Source organism: Brevibacterium aurantiacum, from assembly GCF_007558825.1.
In the GTDB taxonomy this organism is placed as follows: Bacteria; Actinomycetota; Actinomycetes; order Actinomycetales; family Brevibacteriaceae; genus Brevibacterium; species Brevibacterium aurantiacum_A.
On the sequence record NZ_VLTK01000001.1, the window covers coordinates 216,928 to 234,134 of the forward strand.

The 17,207-nt window shown below is 62.7% G+C and carries 15 protein-coding genes; 1 reads left to right on the forward strand and 14 read right to left on the reverse strand.

From position 1 onward, the window contains the following. Positions 1–62: 62 nt before the first annotated feature. Positions 63–752 carry a helix-turn-helix domain-containing protein gene (locus tag FO013_RS01080; protein ID WP_143920629.1) on the reverse strand — a complete coding sequence of 230 codons (690 nt, stop codon included), beginning with the start codon at positions 750–752 and terminating at the stop codon, positions 63–65. A gap of 114 nt (positions 753–866) precedes the next feature. Between FO013_RS01080 and FO013_RS01085 the strand changes: the two genes are divergently transcribed. Then, positions 867–1,928: an NAD(P)/FAD-dependent oxidoreductase gene (locus FO013_RS01085; protein WP_143920630.1), complete on the forward strand. Its 1,062-nt coding sequence runs from the start codon at positions 867–869 to the stop codon at positions 1,926–1,928. A gap of 184 nt (positions 1,929–2,112) precedes the next feature. On the opposite strand, the gene FO013_RS01090 is transcribed toward FO013_RS01085, so the two are convergent. The 13 genes from FO013_RS01090 to FO013_RS01150 all read right to left on the reverse strand — a co-directional run bounded on the left by FO013_RS01090 (position 2,113) and on the right by FO013_RS01150 (position 17,205). Next, positions 2,113–2,508, reverse strand: coding sequence for a universal stress protein (locus tag FO013_RS01090; protein ID WP_143920631.1), 396 nt, complete (start codon positions 2,506–2,508; stop codon positions 2,113–2,115). A gap of 49 nt (positions 2,509–2,557) precedes the next feature. Continuing rightward, positions 2,558–3,988: an APC family permease gene (locus tag FO013_RS01095; protein WP_143920632.1), complete on the reverse strand. Its 1,431-nt coding sequence runs from the start codon at positions 3,986–3,988 to the stop codon at positions 2,558–2,560. A 40-nt stretch (positions 3,989–4,028) separates the two neighbouring features. Then, positions 4,029–4,739 carry a type 1 glutamine amidotransferase gene (locus FO013_RS01100; RefSeq protein WP_143920633.1) on the reverse strand — a complete coding sequence of 237 codons (711 nt, stop codon included), beginning with the start codon at positions 4,737–4,739 and terminating at the stop codon, positions 4,029–4,031. Next, positions 4,736–5,779: a dipeptidase gene (locus FO013_RS01105; protein WP_143920634.1), complete on the reverse strand. Its 1,044-nt coding sequence runs from the start codon at positions 5,777–5,779 to the stop codon at positions 4,736–4,738. The genes FO013_RS01100 and FO013_RS01105 overlap by 4 nt, the downstream gene beginning before the upstream one ends. 79 nt (positions 5,780–5,858) lie before the next feature. After that, entirely contained in the window at positions 5,859–6,884 is a 1,026-nt protein-coding gene (locus FO013_RS01110) for a DUF819 family protein (protein ID WP_313900561.1), read from the reverse strand. Positions 6,885–7,162: 278 nt separating this feature from the next. After that, positions 7,163–7,477, reverse strand: a complete 315-nt coding sequence (locus FO013_RS01115; RefSeq protein ID WP_143920635.1) for a DUF3870 domain-containing protein — start codon at positions 7,475–7,477, stop codon at positions 7,163–7,165. A gap of 81 nt (positions 7,478–7,558) precedes the next feature. Continuing rightward, the gene (locus FO013_RS01120; protein ID WP_260847902.1) at positions 7,559–8,437 is read right to left on the reverse strand and encodes a serine hydrolase; all 879 of its coding nucleotides are present in this window, start codon (positions 8,435–8,437) and stop codon (positions 7,559–7,561) included. 144 nt (positions 8,438–8,581) lie between these two features. Further along, entirely contained in the window at positions 8,582–9,721 is a 1,140-nt protein-coding gene (locus FO013_RS01125; RefSeq protein WP_143920637.1) for a S66 peptidase family protein, read from the reverse strand. Further along, positions 9,714–11,369 carry an ATP-binding cassette domain-containing protein gene (locus FO013_RS01130; protein ID WP_143920638.1) on the reverse strand — a complete coding sequence of 552 codons (1,656 nt, stop codon included), beginning with the start codon at positions 11,367–11,369 and terminating at the stop codon, positions 9,714–9,716. Before FO013_RS01130 ends, FO013_RS01125 begins: the two co-directional genes overlap by 8 nt. Then, positions 11,369–12,340 (reverse strand): ABC transporter permease, encoded by a 972-nt coding sequence (locus FO013_RS01135; RefSeq protein ID WP_260847903.1) that lies wholly within the window; start codon positions 12,338–12,340, stop codon positions 11,369–11,371. The genes FO013_RS01130 and FO013_RS01135 overlap by 1 nt, the downstream gene beginning before the upstream one ends. Further along, positions 12,340–13,419 carry an ABC transporter permease gene (locus tag FO013_RS01140; RefSeq protein WP_143920639.1) on the reverse strand — a complete coding sequence of 360 codons (1,080 nt, stop codon included), beginning with the start codon at positions 13,417–13,419 and terminating at the stop codon, positions 12,340–12,342. Before FO013_RS01140 ends, FO013_RS01135 begins: the two co-directional genes overlap by 1 nt. A 132-nt stretch (positions 13,420–13,551) precedes the next feature. Then, on the reverse strand, positions 13,552–15,375 hold the full coding sequence (locus tag FO013_RS01145) for an ABC transporter substrate-binding protein (protein WP_143920640.1): 1,824 nt from the start codon (positions 15,373–15,375) through the stop codon (positions 13,552–13,554). 189 nt (positions 15,376–15,564) lie between these two features. Further along, positions 15,565–17,205, reverse strand: a complete 1,641-nt coding sequence (locus tag FO013_RS01150; RefSeq protein WP_143920641.1) for an N-acyl-D-amino-acid deacylase family protein — start codon at positions 17,203–17,205, stop codon at positions 15,565–15,567. Positions 17,206–17,207: the final 2 nt, after the last annotated feature.

Genomic DNA, 17,207 nt, shown 5'->3' on the forward strand with positions numbered 1-17,207 from the left:
TAGGGCCGTTGATCGACCGCCCCTCCCGGTCGCAGCCCGCCCCTGAAGCAACCTGGGCGAACTCATTTTCTGAGGTGGACGCGTTGCCCCTCCGGCCCGAAAAGACTCAGATACTCGACGCCGGACTCCTCCGCGCTTCCGAACCAGTGCGGGGTGCGGGTGTCGAATTCAGCGGCTTCCCCTGCGTCCAGGGTCATCGATCTGTCACCCAGGATCAGACTGAGTCTGCCCCTGATCACGTAGACCCATTCGAATCCGGGGTGTGTCTTCAGCGCGCCGAGCTTCGGCGTCTGCTTGCCGTCGACGATGTGCTTGAACGCCTGGACGCCGATGGCACCTCGGCTCAGCGGCAGGACGGTCTGACCGTTGATCTTCTTTGGCGTGATGTGAATTCGCGGGTCTCCGATCGGCGGCGTTCCGACGAGCTCATCGAGTGGCAACCCGTAGATGCCCGCCAAAGGAAGGAGAAGCTCCAGACTGGGCTTCCGCTTTCCAGACTCCAGCCGCGACAAGGTGCTCAGTGACATCCCGACCAGATCGGCCACCTCCTCGAGGGTGCGCCCCTGCTCCCGACGCAGATTTCGCAGGCGGGCGCCGACACCGGCGAGTGACTGCTGAATGGCCTCCTGCGGGCTGACCCCCTCAGATCTCGCACCGAGCCGACGAGTGCCCAGCGGCCCCGACCCGCCGGGCCCCGACCCGTCGCTCGCCCGTCTGCCTGTGCTCGATTCCTGCGGCGCATCCTCAATCATGGTTTACATACTGCCAGAATTTGCCAATTCGGCAAACCTGCTTGCGATTCGATAGCTTGAAGGGTGAAACTGCAGAGGTACCCGCTTCCTCACCCCGTCGAGCCAAGGACTGCTATGTCAGAATCAGACCCCACACCGCAGAATCAGCCACACACCTCCCAACAGAGTCAGCCAAACCTGCCCAGCCGGCAGAAGCTCATCGCCGAGGTGGCCGTCATCGGCGGAGGCGCCGGTGGCCTGGCCGCTTCGATCGCTTTGGCTCGCTCGCTTCGCAGTGTCATCGTCATCGACGCCGGCTCCCCGCGCAACGCGGCCAGCGCTCACGCTCACAACGTCCTCGGCCATGAGGGCGTCAACCCGCTCGACCTCATAGCCAAGGGGCGTCAGGAGGCCGAAGCATATGGAGTCCAGTTCATCGACGCCACAGTCCTCAGCGCCAACAAGAGGACGCAGGCACCAGAGACACTTGGCTTCAACCTCGAGACATCGGTGGGAATCTCCATCGAGGCAAAGCGAATCATCATCGCGACCGGGCTCACCGACGTGCTTCCCGACATCCCAGGGCTGGCCGACGGGTGGGGCGAGACCGTCCTTCACTGCCCCTACTGCCACGGTTACGAGGTTCGCGGGCAGAACATCGGCATCATCGGCACAACCGCCATGTCATATCACCAGGCGATGATGTTCTCCCAGATCAGCGACCGCGTCACCTTCCTGCGACACAATGCTCCGGCACCGGATGAGGCGCAGAGGAGAATGCTCAGCTCGCTTGGCATCGCCTACGTCGACTCGGCAATCGAAGCGGTGGAACGGACCGAGACCGGAACCGTCGTCACGTTGCGCGACAACGAGGCCGACAACGAGACCACCCTGCACAGCAACCGGTCGGACGCCGATGCCGGCCCCTCGGACATGACTTTCGACGCTCTGGCCGTAGGGCCCCACTTCCGGGCGAATGGCGAGATCTTCGAGCAGCTCGGCGGCACTGTCGCCGACCACCCGACCGGCATGGGCTCATCCATACCCGCCGAGGCAAACGGTGCCACAGACGTACCCGGTGTCTGGGCGGTGGGAAACAGCGCGGACATCTCGGCCATGGTGGTGGCGAGCGCGGCCAGCGGTGTCCTGGTCGGTGCGCAGGTCAACGCCGAACTCATCATGAGCTCAGTGTCGTAGCAATCACCCCGGCCTGATTTCAGCTGCCGTACGCGGTCACCGCCGAGGTGGCCCGGTCGCCGAAGCACCAACCGTCGAGTTACACGACCGCCGAAGCACCAACCGTCGAGTTACACGGCCGCCGAGGTAGCCCGACCGCCGAGTAGCCCGCCGTCGTGGGATGCCCCACGACGGTGGGCTCAGCTCAGTGACTGGCCTTCACACAGAGGACCGGGCAGACGGCTTCGAGGATGACGCGTTGGATCGTCGACCCCAGTAGGAACTTCCCCACCGGGGTCCGCTTCCGGGTGCCGAGCACGATCAGCTGAGCCCCCACCTCGGCGGCGGCATCGAGAATCTGCTCGGCGGGGTCGTACTCGCTGCCACGCGTCAGCACCTGCGCCTGCACACCGGAGCGCGACAGATAGTCCTGGACCGACTTGATCTCCCCCTCGCCGAGGCGGTAGGAATCTCTGCGATCAGATGATCGGGAAGCGTTGACGACGACCAGGTCCCGGTCGTCCTTCTTCGCCTCTTCGATCCCCTTGTCGAGGGCCGCGTGGCCCGCTGGATTGTTGACATAGCCCACGACGATGGTCATGTTTCACCTTCATTTGTTGAGACTGATTGAAACCCTGTGCGTCCCGCGATCATGTGAGCTCCTCGGGGTTGCGGAACTTGGTGCTCGCACCTTTGACCGAGCGATTCCACAGCCAGGTGATCGCCCAGAGGACGACGCCGATTCCGATCAGCGCCACCGCAATCTGGTATTGGATGAGTTCGTCGAGGCGAGCCCACGGTCCGACGAGGAATGAGCAGGAGAACAGTCCGATCCAGGGCAGATAGGTCGGTGCTTTGAAGTGCTCGTGCTCAACCGGCTTCTTCCGCAGGACCAGCACAGCGACGTTGACGACGGCGAACACGGCGAGCAGCAGCAGTGATGTCGTACCGCCCAGGGACGCGGTCACCGTCTCCGGCAGCAGCGTGGTCACGGCGATGATGAGAGCGAAGGCGATGAGAGTCGTGAAGAGGATCGACACCCAGGGCGAACGACGGCCGCGCAGCACCTTCGCGAATACGGGCGGAAGCACGTTCTGCTTCGACATTCCGTATAGCAGACGGCTGGCCATGAGCATGTTGATGAGTGCGGAGTTCGCGACTGCGAACATCGTCATGAACGGGAAGATCAGATCAATAGGAAGCCCTGGAGCACCGGCTCTGACGACCTCCAGCAGCGGCGTTTCGCTCTCGGAGAGTTTGCCGATCGGCACCGCGGCCACTGCCACCAGCGAGACGAGCACATAGATCACGCCGGTGATCGACAGCCCGGTGAGCATGATCTTCGGGAAGACTCTCGGGTCCTTGGTCTCCTCGACCATGTTCACCGAATCCTCGAAGCCGACCATGGAGAAGAAGGCCAACGAGGTCGCACCGGTGATCGCGAGGAACACGCCCTTGTCGTCCGCGGTTTCGAAGATCAGCACACGTGAGAAGTCGGCGCTGCCGGATCCCAGTGCGAAGAAGCCGACCAGGATGACGAGCAGCAGGCCGCTGAGTTCGATCATCGTCAGCACAACGTTGAACCAGACGCTCTCGCCCACGCCGCGCAGATTGATCGCGGCGATGACGGCCAGGAAACCGAGCGCGATCCACATGACTCCAGTGCCGGATACGTCCCAACCGAAGCCGGCCACCATATTTGCCGCGAAGACATTCGAGGCTGTCGACGCCGAGGTGATGCCTGAGCTGAGGACGGCAAAGGCGACGAGGAACGTCACGAAGTGGATCCCGAACGCCTTGTGCGTGTACAGCGCTGCACCGGCTGCGGTCGGGTACTTGGTGACGAGCTCCATATAGGAGAATGCCGTGATCAGCGCAACGGCGAACGCCAGGATGACCGGAGCCCAACCGGCACCGCCGACCTGCCCTGCTACCTTGCCAGTCAGAGCATAGACACCTGTACCCAGGATGTCTCCGACGATGAAGAGAAGGAGCAGCTTGGGCCCCATGACCCGCTTCAAGGTCTCCGGTTGATGCTCGGCCCCCGGGCCCGCCGCAGTGGTGTTCTGGCTGTGACTCACGATGTTCCCTCCGTGTTCGCCCGTGATCGCAGCCGTGCGATCACTGGTGTTTGCTGCGGACCACGTCGAGGAAGGCCGTCAGGAGCGCCTTCGCCTCCCGCTGACTGTCCTCACCGCGTTCCTCTGCTTGTTCCAACAGGGTCTCTTTATTAAAGCCCAATTCTTGCAGTTTGTCCGCGTCCCAGTTGCGTATGTTCTGCCCTGACGACTCGGGATGGAACTGCGTGCCCCATGCGTTGCCGATTCTAAATGCTTGGAACCGGCAGGCGGTACTGGTTGCCAACAGTGTTGCCTCGGGTGGAAGGTCGACAATCCGATCGACGTGACTTTCGACGAAGGCCACGCGATTGCCGATCGCGGAGAACACCGGATCCTGAGCCGCGTCTGCGGTCATATCGATCCAGGTGTACCCCTTCTCCGGCGCGCCGGTCTGCGCCCGCACATCCCCGCCGATGACGTGGGCGATGAGCTGTCCACCGAGGCAGATGCCGAACTGCGGCAGATCCGTCTCCAGCGCATGTCGTGACAGCCTTGCCTCGGCCTCAAGCCAGGGCGCCCTATCGGTCTCATCGGGCATGTATCCGCCGCCGAGCATGATCAGACCGTCATAGTCGCTGAGCTCATTCGGTTCCGGCAGTTGCGAGATACCGCCGATGCGCAGGTCGAACTCGATGTTCTCGCTGATCATCCACTGTGTGAGCAGTCCCGGCTGGGATTCGATGTGGTTGACGATGACGAGGAGTCGCGTCATGACGACTGTCCCGCCGAGGTCCCCAGGAAGCGGGTGTAGGCGTCCTCGTGTGCTTCGAGGACCCGCATCGCATTGTCGAAGCCGAGCTTGTGCAGATCGGAGTCCGACCAGCCACGTGAACTCAGTTCCGAGAACAGCGCCGGGTACTGCCCGGCGTCGCCGAGTCCGGTCGGCAGCTCATCGACACCGCAGATGTCTCCGCCGAGGCCGATGTGGTCGATTCCGATCCGGTCGCGTACGTAATCGCAATGGTCGGCGACATCGGCCACGGTCACCTCGGGGGCGGTGCCGTTCTCTCCTGCCTCCGCCCATTCGCGACGAGCATTCGAGACGAACGAGGGCACGAAGGTCATCATCGCCACTCCCCCGTTGCCGGGCACCCGGTCGAGGACGTCGTCGGGAATGTTGCGCGGATGCGGGTTGAGCCCGAACGCGCAGGAGTGGCTGAAGATCACCGGCAGGGTCGAGATGTCCAGGGACTGGTGCATCACGCTGGGCGCGACGTGGGAAAGGTCGACGATCATGCCGATCCGGTTCATCTCTGCCACGACCTCACGGCCAAAGGCGCTTAAGCCCCCGTGCTGCGGTCCGTCCGTGGCCGAATCCGCCCAGGAATGAGTCGTCGACCAGGTCAGGGTCATATACCGGGATCCGGCGCGCGCATAGGAACGAAGCACGGCCAGGGATTCATCGATCTGCTGTCCGCCTTCGACGCCCATCAGCGAGGCCACCTTTCCGGCCTCCCGGGCGGCGACCACCTCGGCGGCGGTGCGGGTGAACTGGAGTCGTGCCGGGTAGCTCGTGACGACGCGCTGCACTGCGTCGATCTGTTCCCACGTCGCCTTGATCGCGTCCGCGCCGGTGATCGAGGAATGGACATAGACCGACCAGTACTGCGCGGCAACGCTGCCCGCGCGCAGCTGATCCATCGTGGTGAAGGGCGAGACACTGGGGTCGTTGAGTCCCTCAACGCTGTAGTCGCGCTCCTCCCGCAGATACCAGGCGAGGTCGTTGTGCCCGTCGAAGACGTCGATTGTCATGAGTGTGCTCCTTCAGTTCGGATGATGGTCGGTGGGTTGGGTGGAAATCTGCGCGGTCTCAGGCGCCGAATCATGCTCGTCATCCGATGCCCGACATCAGCTGCGCCGACCACAGCCCGAGGAAGGTTCCGGAAAACGTTCCGATGAGCGCGAAGAGCACGCCCACCGGCACCAGCTGACGGTTGAATGCACCCGCGACCACCGGTGCCGAGGCGATTCCCCCGATGTTCGCGGTGCTGGCCACGGCAATGCTGAACAGTTCGGTCTTCGTCAGCTTCGCATAGACGAGCATGATGACGATGTGGACGAAGAACACGATCACGCCGGCGACCAGATAGATCGGGGCTTCGGCCAGCGAGGTGAAGTCGGATCCGGAGGCGATGATGCCGATGATGATGTAGAGCATCATGGTCGCAAGCTGATTCGAACCCGCGGCCCGCCCCCACCGAGTCGACCCGATGATGAGACCCACGATGCTCACGATGAGGATCGTCCAGGCCGAGGCATTGATCACCGTGCCCACTTCCGGGAGCATTTCGCCCGCCTTGGCGGCCAAGGCGGAGACGAGCAGGGAGAAGCCCAGCAGACCGAAGATAGAGGACAGGGTCATCGGCTTCTCCTCCTCGTCGGTCACCCGATCGGCGAAGTCGAACTTCGAGGTGTCTGCCTTCGTCCATCTGTTGAACTTATCGGAGACGGCGACCGAAGAGAAGATGAGGAGCAGCCAGAAGGAGTAGAGAACGGTGTCGACGATGAGCACATAGCCGAAGATGTCCTCCGGCGCCTCCAGAATATTCTGAACGGCGACCATATTCGCCGAACCGCCGGTCCATGAAGCATTGAGCGCACCAAGTGCCTTCCAGGATTCGGGAGCCAGAGCCGAATGCACGATCAAGTAGGCGAGGATGAAGCCGATCATGATGCTCGCAGCCGTCACTACGAAGGTCAGCAGCAGTTTCGGTCCGAGCCGGATGATCTGTCGCACATCGCATTTGAACAGCAGGAGCAGGATCATCGCCGGCAGCAGCGCGTCCTGCAACCCGTCGCCGACGCTGTCGATCGCGTCGTGGTCGAACATGCCGACGGTGTTGAGCAGGGCCGCCACGATGTAGAGGAAGACGAAACCGGGACATATTTGAATACTTTGAATTTCCCGCTGCGATCGGCGACGACGAGAACCGCCGAAATCGCCAGCAGCAGGCTGATGAATAGAAAACCGTCCGTAATCACAAACGACACTCCTTCAGTTGGATTGGACCGCGTCGGCCTGCCCTCGGTCCGTTCCACGAGGTGCAGGCGCAGTGCGCGGTGAAGCCATGTGCGGTTGTCGATTGGATCCGGTCCGGTGGGGACCCAGGCAATCTTGGTGGTCGAGAAGTCGTCTCAGCTAGAGGTTGGGAGCTCGTGGTACTTCTTCGCTGCGTTGTTCACCGCGACGATGAGCGCCTTCTGGGAGGACCCGTGGTATCTGGCTGTGATCGAATCCGTGAGTCGACCGGTGTCCCTGATGTCTGCGTCGATGAACAGGCTCCTGATGAACTTCCTTGTCAGGGCCAACGTCGCCGAGCAGTCGACATCGAGGACTCGATGTGTCTCCGCCTCGATCTCGAAGGCGATGTAGAACAATCCGTACTGTGCCATGATCGGGTTGTTCGACGGTGCTTTCGCTTCGCCTGTGAGGTAGATCGAGGAGGTCATAGGACATCAACGATACTCGAGGAACAGCGTGTGAGCGTGCGTATTCTCGAGCCGATTGAATGCTGATCGATGTCCGGTTTCTCAGAGGAATCGGTGAATCGCCTCCCCCGCTTCGCGCATGATGGGCATGACGTCGACGACCCGGTCAGTGCCCTTTTCCCAATTCGCGAACACGGCGTAGGCGACCCGCCGGGTCGGTGTCATGACGATCCCGGAGTCGGCGCGGATCGTCCCGTTCGTGCCGGTCTTGTTCCAGACCCACACGTCGCGCTGATAGTTGTAGTGGGCCAGAGGATCGAGATCGAACGCCGAGGCGACCATCGATGTGTCCGCGCCGGCTCCCAGCCAGCGACGGAAGATCTCGTTCGTCGACTCGTCCCAGAACTCGTCCTCTGCATGACGGGCCATGAAGTCGCTGAGCTCGGCCGCAGTGCCCGTCGACAGTGTTCGCGGCGCCTTGGCCGGTCGGGGCCAGCGGAGGAAATCATGGAGGCCGGAGTTCCGGTATCCCAGATCCTCGACCTGGCGGGCGACGTTCTCGAGGCCGATGCGACGAATGAGCACGTTGGTCGCGAAGTTGTCGCTGAAGGCTCCGACGAGCACGGCCACGTCATAGACGCTCAGATCGTCCTGCTCCATGAGGTACCAGATGCCGGACTCGTCGACTCGTTCCGAGGGACGTCTGGACAGCCGCTCCTGTAAGTTGAGATTGCCGTTGACGTGCATCTGCAGCGCCGTGTGCAGGAGGAACACCTTGCCCATGCTGGCGGTGTCGAGTTCATCGTTCTCGTTGTGGGCGAACACGCGTTCGCCGCTGTCGATGTCGAAGGCCAGGGCGCTGAAGCGCACACCCGGCAATCGGTCGAAGCCCACGCTGCCCATGTTCGACGGTGTCCCTACGTACGACGCGGTCTCTACCTGCGACGTTGTCTCTACCTGCGACGTTGTCCCTTGGTTCATGCTCTCACTCTTCACGTTCATGTCATCTGTCATCGTGCGAATTCCTCATCTCCATCGACATCTGCGAGCACCACAGTCTGCTCACACGCCGTCTGCACTCGCTCATGTCTCGTCTGTACTCGCTCACACCCCGTCTGCACACGCTCATGTCTCGTCTACCCACATTCGGGGTCTGCCCCGGGCGGGAGCCTCGAGCGTGACGGAAACTCCCAGCGGCGTGCTCGGCGCATCGGGGTCATGCCCGAAGCCCATCTCGCTCACGATCGGTATGCCCGCCTCGCCCAGGTAGTCCATGATCAGGGCCTCGACCTCGTCGACCTCCGCGCAGTCCTGCCAGGAGCCCAGCACCACTGCGTCGGCTGAGTCGAACCAGCCGCCGCGGACGAGCTGCACCAGCAGATTGTCGAGTCGGTAGAGCTCCTCCTCAACATCCTCGAGCATGAGGATCGAAGGCCCACTGCGTTCACGCAGCTCGCGTACCCCGGCCAACTCGGGACTTCCCATCCCGGCCGCGACCAGACTGAGGTTTCCCCCGCCTAGGCGGCCCTTCGCCGTCCCCGGAACCAAAGTTCGCGCCCGGCTGAGCGGGCGAGGGGGCGCCGAGCTTGCGTCGATAGGCGCCGCCCTCTCGCCTGCCTGCGGTTCCCCCGCAGGGAACCCGAGTTCGCGCCCGCCCCAGGGTTCAAACAGCCAGGCAGCCACCTCGGCGGGGACGACCGTGGAGTTCTTGAACGGATCGTTTCCGACCATCGGGCAGAACAGCGTCGCCACCGACATGTGATGATCCCAGGCCTGATGCAGCGCTGTGATATCCGAAGAGCCGGTCAGCAGCTTGGGGCGGCCGTCGGGTCGCAGGGCATGCTTGCGCATGAGGTCGAAGTCGATGCCGTCGAGCAGACGCATCGCTCCGAATCCGCCACGCAGTGCGATGACCGCTGCGGCATCCGGATCGCACCATGCCTCGACGAGGTCAGTTCGGCGCTGTTCGTCGGTTCCCGCCAGGTACCTCACGCGTGGGTGACGAGCGCGGACATTGTCGCCGACGACCACGCGCAGCCCCCAGGATTCGAGCTGGGTGATTGCCCGCAGCAGGGACACTTCGTCTGTGGGTCCCGACGGTGCGATGAGACGGACGGTGTCGCCGGCCTGCAACGGCGCGGTGTCGAGGTACGGGCTGACGCTCGCCTGCGCCAGCCCACTGCTTCCCTGCGCCGGGCCGCTGGTCGCCGACGCGGGCGGACGAGAGGCAGAACTTGAGGTTGAGTGAGGGCTAGGGCTATCCATGCGTGACCAGACTCTGACTTCCCAATCGGGGAACTGCGGCGAGGAGTTCCTGCGTGTATGCGTGCTGCGGGTTCGCCAGCACGGTGTCGACAGCGCCGTACTCGACGATCTCGCCCTTCTTCATCACGGCCACGGTATCGGCGATGTTCCACGCCAGACCGAGGTCGTGGGTGATGATCAGGGCGCTCATCCCCAGGTTCTTCTTCAGCGCCAGGAACAGAGAGAGGATCTCTCCTCGCACGGAGGCGTCGAGGGAGGCGACGGGTTCATCGGCGATGAGCACCTGCGGATCGAGTGCGAGCGCACCGGCGATGACGACCCTCTGCCTCTGTCCACCGGAGAGCTCCTGCGGAATCGACTCGAGGTAGTCGGCCGCGGGAGTCAGCTCGGCGGCTTCCAGCGCCCCGATGACTCGCGCGTATTCGTTGTCGTTGAGCTTCTGCACTCGCAGGCCTTCGACGACGGCCTCGTAGACGCTGCGCTTCGGGTTGAGCGAGCCCGAGGGGTCCTGGAGGATCATCTGCACTTGTCGACGGAAGGTCCGCAGCGCCTTCGCCTTCTTCGGCAGGGCCTTGCCCGCGAACTCCATCTGCGAGCCCGAATCCACCTCCTGCAGGCCGAGCAGAGACCTGGCCAGGGTCGTCTTGCCCGACCCGGACTGGCCGACGACGGCGAGGATCTCCGCCTTGTGCAGCGCCAGATCGACGTCGCGCACGGCCCGTTCCCTACCGTGGCGGGTGTCGAAGGAGACATTGAGGTTCTTGGCCTCGAGGACCACCTCGTCGGTCATCGTGAACGGTTCGGCCCGGCGCACCTCGGCGGGTTTGAGGGTTCGGGGATTCATCCGCGACTCGGCGTCTCCGATCTGCGGGAACGCACCGGCCAGCTGCTTCGTATAGTCCTCCCGCGGCGACAGGCACACCTGGTCGCTGGGACCGTACTCGACAAGCCTGCCGTAGCGCATGATCGCGAGGTTCTCGCACACCGCGGAGAGCACGGCGAGGTCATGGCTGATCATGAGCAGCGAGATCCCGCGTTCGGCGACCAGCTTCGCCAGGCCCACGAGAATCTGCTTCTGCACGATGACGTCGAGGGCGGTGGTCGGTTCGTCTGCGATGATGATGTCCGGTTCGCAGGCCAGAGCCATGGCGATCATGATCCGCTGCTTCTGCCCACCGGAGAGCTCATGCGGATACGCCACGGCCTTGCTCGGATCGAGGTCGACCTCCTCGAGGAGTTCGAACATCCGGTCTCGTCGTCTGGCCGGCGTCGTCCAGGTGCCCTTCGAGTGGTGTTCGAGGGCCTCGATGATCTGACCTCCGACCTCGCGCACGGGGTTGAGGGAGTGCAGGGCGCCTTGGAAGACGATCGAGGCCTGCGCCCAGCGCACCGCCCGGATCTCGCCGAAGCTGAGATCCTTGATGTCCTTCCCGCCGAGGCTGACCTGCCCGTCGATCTGCGCGGACTTGGGCAGCAGGCGCAGGACCGACATGATCAACGTGGACTTGCCCGAGCCGGACTCCCCTGCGATGCCGAGAGTGGCACCGGTGGGCAGGTCGAGGCTGATGTCGCTGACGGCGGTGACGTCGCCGCGAGCCGAGGCCGAACGGTAGGTGATCGAGACCTTGTCAAAGCTGAGGTCGGTCATCAGCGGCTCCTCAGGGCTGGGTTGATGATGGCTTCGAACGCGCGCCCGACCATCGTGAAGGCGAGCACCACGAGCAGAATCGCGATGCCGGGTGTGAGCACGTACCACCAGTAGCCCGAGGTCGCGGCGGAGATGTCCATCGAGTTCTTCAGAATCGTTCCCCACGATTCCTTGCTCGTGTCCCCCAGGCCCAGGAAGGACAGGGTCGATTCGGCGATGATCGCGCTGCCGACCGTCAGGGTCGTGTTCGCCAGCACCAGCGGCATCACCGCGGGCAGCATGTGCTTGAACAGAATGTGGCCATGTCCGGCGCCGAGGATGCGCGCCCTTTCTATGTAGAGCCGAGACTCAACGCTCAAGGTCTGGGAGCGCACGATGCGTGCCGTCGATGCCCAGGAGGTCAGGCCGATCGCGATGACGATCGTGAAGACGCCCCGTTCGAGGACGGAGGACAAGACGATCGCCAGCAGCAGGGAGGGCAGGACGATGAAGAAGTCGATGATGCGCATGACGATTGCGCCGAAGAGTCCGGAGAAGTGTCCGGCCGCCAGACCCATCACGGTGCCGATGACCATCGACATCACCGTGGCGGCGACGCCGACGAGGATGGACACTCGGGCGCCCCAGAGGATGCGGACCCAGAGTTCGCGGCCCAGATCGTCGGTGCCCAGCGGGTGGTCGAGGCTCGGCGGGGCGTAGCGGGGCACATCGAGCTGCTTCGTCACATCGAGCATCGAGGCGGGGGCGATGAGCGGGGCGAAGATCGCGATGAGGATGAAGAATACGAGCACGATCGCGCCGACCATCGCAGGGATGTCGGAGCGGAACAGGGACCAGTTCTTCTTGGCGTTGTTCAATCGGCGTTCGCGGACGAGTTTCGCGCCGTCGATGACGGGAGGCTGCGTCGCCGAGGTGGTGCGTGGGTTCGGTTCGGGGGCGTTCGCCTCGGCGGTGGTGTCGTTCTCAGTCATCAGGCCCTCCTGACTCGTGGATCCAGGAACCGGTAGACGATGTCGGCTGCCAGATTCATGACGATGATGATGGCCGAGAACACGACGAAGGTGCCCTGCAGCAGCGGCAGGTCCGGCCCGCTGATCGCTTCGAACGTCAGCTTGCCCAGGCCCGGCCAGGAGAACACTGCCTCGACGGTGACCGCACCGGCGATGAGTCCGCCGATGTGCATGAACACGACGGTGACCGTGGGCAGCAGAGCGTTGGGTACGGCGTGTTTCCTGCGCACTTCGTCCTCGGTCAGGCCCTTGGCCCGAGCTGTGGTCAGGTAGTCTTCGCTCATCTCTTCGATGAGGGAGGCGCGCATGACCATGAGGAACTGTGCGTAGACGACGGCCACCATGGTGATGACCGGCAGGATCAGGTGCTTGACGATGTCGATGATGCCCGCGAATGACCAGGGGTCCAGTCCGGGCGTGATCATGCCGCCGGTGGGCAGCCACTGCAGGGTGCCGCCGAAGATCATGAGGAGAATGAGACCCAGCCAGAATGTCGGCACCGACCAGAACACGAGCGAGGTTGAGGAGGCGATCTTGTCGAAGAGCGAATTGCGGCGCCAGGCCGAGAGCTGGCCCAGCCACAGGCCCAGTCCGATGGCGATGACGGCGGCCGTGGCCGTGAGCAGGAGCGTGGGTCCCAAGTACTCGCCGATGAGCGCGGCGACGGGTTTGCGGTAGACGTAGCTTTCGCCGAAGTCGCCGGTGAAGATGCCGACCAGGTAGTCCCAGAATTGGACGATGACCGGTTTGTCGAGACCGTACTGGCTGCGCAGCTCGGCGATCTGTGCCGGGCTCATCGGGCGTTCCTTGGCGATCTTGAGGACCGGGTCGCCGGGCAGCATACGGAAGGCGAAGAAGCCGAGGACGATGACAAGGATCATCGAGGTCAGTGCGCCGCCGAGTTTGCGCAGGAGATAGCTGACGAACGAAGCGCCCTTCGGCAGTTCGTCCATGTCGCGGCCGGGACCTCCGGAGATGCCGGAGCCTCCTGGGTCGGGGCCACCCGCGGGGGTGGGGAGATCGTGCGTCGGTGTTGTCACTGGGAAACTCCTGGTCTCACTGGGGATGCAAGTGGTGCAGGGACCATCGTCGGGTGGGTTGCGATGACGAGGACCATCGTCGGCGAGCGCCGTGGGTACGACACTCGCCGACGATGGTTGTCGGTACCCGGACTATTCGCGATCGTCGGACTTCTTGCGACGGCTGATCAGGAAGCCGCCTCCGCCGATGACCACGATGGCTGCGACGGCGATGCCGATCCAGCCGCCTGCGCCCATGCCGCCCTCACCTGAAGCGTCCTCCGCACTGGCAGGTTCGACCGAAGAATATCCCCAGTAGCCGACCTGGTTGGCGATGATGCCGCCTTCGGACGGCTGCTTGGTGAAACCGGTGAACCGGTCGGAGCGGAAGGCCTCGAGCTGGTTCGGGTACCACAGCGTGATCGAAGCGGCGTCCTCGTAATGCTGAGCCAGCGCCTGGTGGACCAGGTCGGCGCGTTTGCCCTCATCGAGTTCGACGTGCTGCTTCTGATAGAGCTTGTCGAAGTCCTTGTTGCAGTACCCGTCCTGGCTGGTGCCGCCGTTGCCGTCGGCGTCGGGGCGCGAATCACAGGTGTTGATGAACAACTGGTAGTCGGGGTCCGGGCCGAGCGACCATCCCGAGAAGTACATGTCGTAGTCACCCTTGGTGGTGCGCTCGGACACGGTGTCGACGTCGCTGGCCTCGTTCTTGAGACTGATGCCGATGTCCTTCATCCACGGTTTGAGGAACTTCGCCGTGTTCTGTTCGACTGTGGCGTCGGAGTCGGTGAGGAAGCGCAGCTGAAGCTTCTCGCCGTCCTTCTCGCGGATGCCGTCGGATCCTTCCTTCCAACCTGCGTCATCGAGAAGCTTCTTCGCCTTCTCGACGTCGAAGCCGGAGACCGCCGGATCGTCTTTGGGAAGCGCCCACGTCTCATACACGGATGGCACGAAGCTCGTGGCAGGCTGCCCGTAGTCCTGCAGCACCTGATCACGCAGGGTGTCGATGTCGATGCCTGCACGGATGGCCTGACGGACCTTCTTGTCCTTCAGCGCCTCATTGCCGGTGCCGAATTCCTTGTCCTTGGCGTCGGCCAGTCCGGAGTTGATGGAGATTCCCTGGAACCTGCGCCCGTTGCCCACATTGGTCTCGACGTTGTCAGCACCTTCGATGGCCTTGAACTGCTCGGGAGTCAGTCCGGTGATGAAGTCGACCTCACCGGAGCGGATCGCCTGCACCTGGGCGTCGGAATTCGTGTAGTAGCGGTATTGGATCTCGTCGAGCTTGGGCTCACCGCGCCAGAAGTTGGGGTTGGCCTTGAGCGTGACGGACTTGTTCGCCTCGTAGCTCTCGAGCTGGAAGGGCCCCGAGCCCACGGTCTTCTCATCGTTCTTGAACTCGCCGGGCTTGTCGACCTTCGACCAGATGTGCTCGGGAACGACCGGAATCTCCTGGCCCGGGTTGTTCGCCTGCGGGTTCTTCAGAGTGATGACCACGGTCTGGTCGTCCGGGGTTTCGACCTTGTCGAAGTTCTCGACGAGGGCGCCATTGGCGACCGACAGCTCCTCCTTCTCCATCATCTGGTTGTATGTCCAGGAGACGTCCTCTGCTGTCAGCGGTTCTCCATCGGACCACTTCATATCGGGACGCATCTTGTACGTCCAGACCTTGCCCTCGGAATCGGTGTCCCATTCGGTGGCGAGACCTTCCGAGACCTGCGTGTCTTCGGCACTGTTGCCGACGAGGTTCTCGTACATATATTTGAACGTATTCGTCGGCATCAGATAGAACGAGGTGAACGGATTGAACGAGTCGATGAAGCCGTCGGTGGCGATCCGCAGGACCTTGGCATCGTCGGCGGCCTCTGTGGTCTCTGCTTGAGCAGGGGCGGCGGCCATAGAGCCGAGGAGTGCCATTGCCGCAAGACCGGCAAGGCACGTTCCCAGCCTCCTGCGCAGCTTGTGTTGAGCGAACATCGTTGTCCTTCTTCTCGATTTGGTGATTCAGTTATCAGTCGTTGCAGGTGAGAGCCTGCTCACACTTCATCTTAAGTTCTCGGATCGTCAATTCGGGGCAAGCGCGCCCTGACGTTTCGCGCCATTGTCACCTCCAAGCATCCACGTTGATAAACGTCTCGGGCTTCCTGCGTCCTCGCCGCTGGGAAATCATCCCTTCCGCAGAACTCGACCAAATCTGCGATTGTCTATCGAGCCGTCCTCGACTGCTGCATTTCCATGGATGAGAACTGTCGATACCCCCGTCGCAAGTTGCCAAGGGTCGTCATATGTTGCGTTCTGGCGGATCGTGTCGGGATCGAAGATGACGATATCGGCGATTCGTCCGACTTCGACAATGCCTCTGTCAGTGAAGTCCAGTCGCTCGGCGGGTTGACTGGTCATTTTCCGAACTGCTTCCTCCAGCGAGATGAGTCCGTCTTCACGTACGTACTTGCCCAATACATGAGCAAACGTTCCGAAGGATCGAGGATGCGGTTTGCCTGTTCCCGTCGCACTCATCGTCCAGCCGTCGCTTGCAACCGATACCAGTGGATGGGCCAGCACCGACGCGACGTCATCCGGAGACATCGCGTGGTTGACGATTCCGACGGATGCGTCGTGCGCGACCAGTACTCGCATCGCGGCCTCCTCCGCACTGCAGCCTTCCTGGCGGCCGATCTCAGCTAAGGATTTTCCGATCGTCCAATAGTATTCGGCACCGGTCGAGCCAGGCTCGCCCAGCGAAGCGATCACCACTCCTTCGGGGTCGATATCTCGGCCGAAACGCGAGGCCATGTCTCGTCCGATGCTGAGACGCTGCTGCGGATCAACGAGCCGCTCGAGGAGCGCCTTCTTGCCACCGTCCAACGCATAGCCAGGCAGTCTAGAGGTCAATCGAGTGCTCGAGGCAGTGTACGGATAGACATCGGCTTTGATGTCCAGCCCACGTTGCCGGGCCTTTTCGATCAGCCTCAGAGCCTCGACGGTCAGACCGTAGTTCTCGGGGCCCATGGACTTAAGATGTGAGACCTCGAGCTTGGCTCCAGCGCGGTCCGCCGTCTCAATCGCTTCTCCCACAGCCTCCAACAGCATGTTCGACTCGTTCCGCATGTGTGTCGAATAGAGCAGACCGCGCTTAGCTGACTCGGTGACAAGCGCCTCGACTTCCGCGGGACGTGCGTACGAACCAGGGGCGTAGATCAAGCCGCTTGAGAAACCGAAGACTCCCGCGTCAGCCGCGCGAGCAACTTGCTCGGTCATCTCTTTCAGCTGTGCATCATTGGGAGCCTCGTCAACTGGTCCCATGACGTAGTTGCGGATGCTCGACAATCCCACCTGCAAGGCGAGGTTGATTCCAGGCACAAGAGAGGACACTTCATCCGCGTACCCTTGGGCGTCGCTCCACTCACCGGAGAGGACTGCATCCAGGTGGGCGTTATCCTGCTGAACTGCATCTACCGAGCGGGCCGGGAATGGCGAAGACCCGCAATTGCCGACGAGCGCAGTCGTCACTCCTTGCGCGAGCTGGGTCTCAGCCGCAGGAGACGACATGATCGAAAAGTCTGCATGAGAATGAAGATCGATGAATCCGGGAGAGAGCACCTGGCCTCTGGCGTCGAGCACTCGTCGTGCCCGTTTCGACTCGACATCCGACTTCGCGACAGATCGGTGGCGGTCGTCATCCATCTCGTGGTCGAGTCCCTGCTCAACTAGGGTAATCCGGCCGGCCTCTATGCCCACTTGGCCGGGGAAGCCGGGCCGCCCCGTTCCGTCGACGATTCGTGCGTTGGTGATCAGAAGGTCGAGCATTT

Excerpts from the sequence above, each read along its gene's own strand:
- FO013_RS01150 (WP_143920641.1), bottom strand. The coding sequence starts at position 17,205 with ATGCTCGACCTTCTGATCACCAACGCACGAATCGTCGACGGAACGGGG.
- FO013_RS01090 (WP_143920631.1), bottom strand. The coding sequence starts at position 2,508 with ATGACCATCGTCGTGGGCTATGTCAACAATCCAGCGGGCCACGCGGCC.
- FO013_RS01105 (WP_143920634.1), bottom strand. The coding sequence starts at position 5,779 with ATGACAATCGACGTCTTCGACGGGCACAACGACCTCGCCTGGTATCTG.
- FO013_RS01085 (WP_143920630.1), top strand. The coding sequence starts at position 867 with ATGTCAGAATCAGACCCCACACCGCAGAATCAGCCACACACCTCCCAA.
- FO013_RS01125 (WP_143920637.1), bottom strand. The coding sequence starts at position 9,721 with ATGGATAGCCCTAGCCCTCACTCAACCTCAAGTTCTGCCTCTCGTCCG.
- FO013_RS01135 (WP_260847903.1), bottom strand. The coding sequence starts at position 12,340 with ATGACTGAGAACGACACCACCGCCGAGGCGAACGCCCCCGAACCGAAC.
- FO013_RS01130 (WP_143920638.1), bottom strand. The coding sequence starts at position 11,369 with ATGACCGACCTCAGCTTTGACAAGGTCTCGATCACCTACCGTTCGGCC.
- FO013_RS01100 (WP_143920633.1), bottom strand. The coding sequence starts at position 4,739 with ATGACGCGACTCCTCGTCATCGTCAACCACATCGAATCCCAGCCGGGA.
- FO013_RS01145 (WP_143920640.1), bottom strand. The coding sequence starts at position 15,375 with ATGTTCGCTCAACACAAGCTGCGCAGGAGGCTGGGAACGTGCCTTGCC.
- FO013_RS01115 (WP_143920635.1), bottom strand. The coding sequence starts at position 7,477 with ATGACCTCCTCGATCTACCTCACAGGCGAAGCGAAAGCACCGTCGAAC.
- FO013_RS01120 (WP_260847902.1), bottom strand. The coding sequence starts at position 8,437 with ATGAACCAAGGGACAACGTCGCAGGTAGAGACAACGTCGCAGGTAGAG.
- FO013_RS01080 (WP_143920629.1), bottom strand. The coding sequence starts at position 752 with ATGATTGAGGATGCGCCGCAGGAATCGAGCACAGGCAGACGGGCGAGC.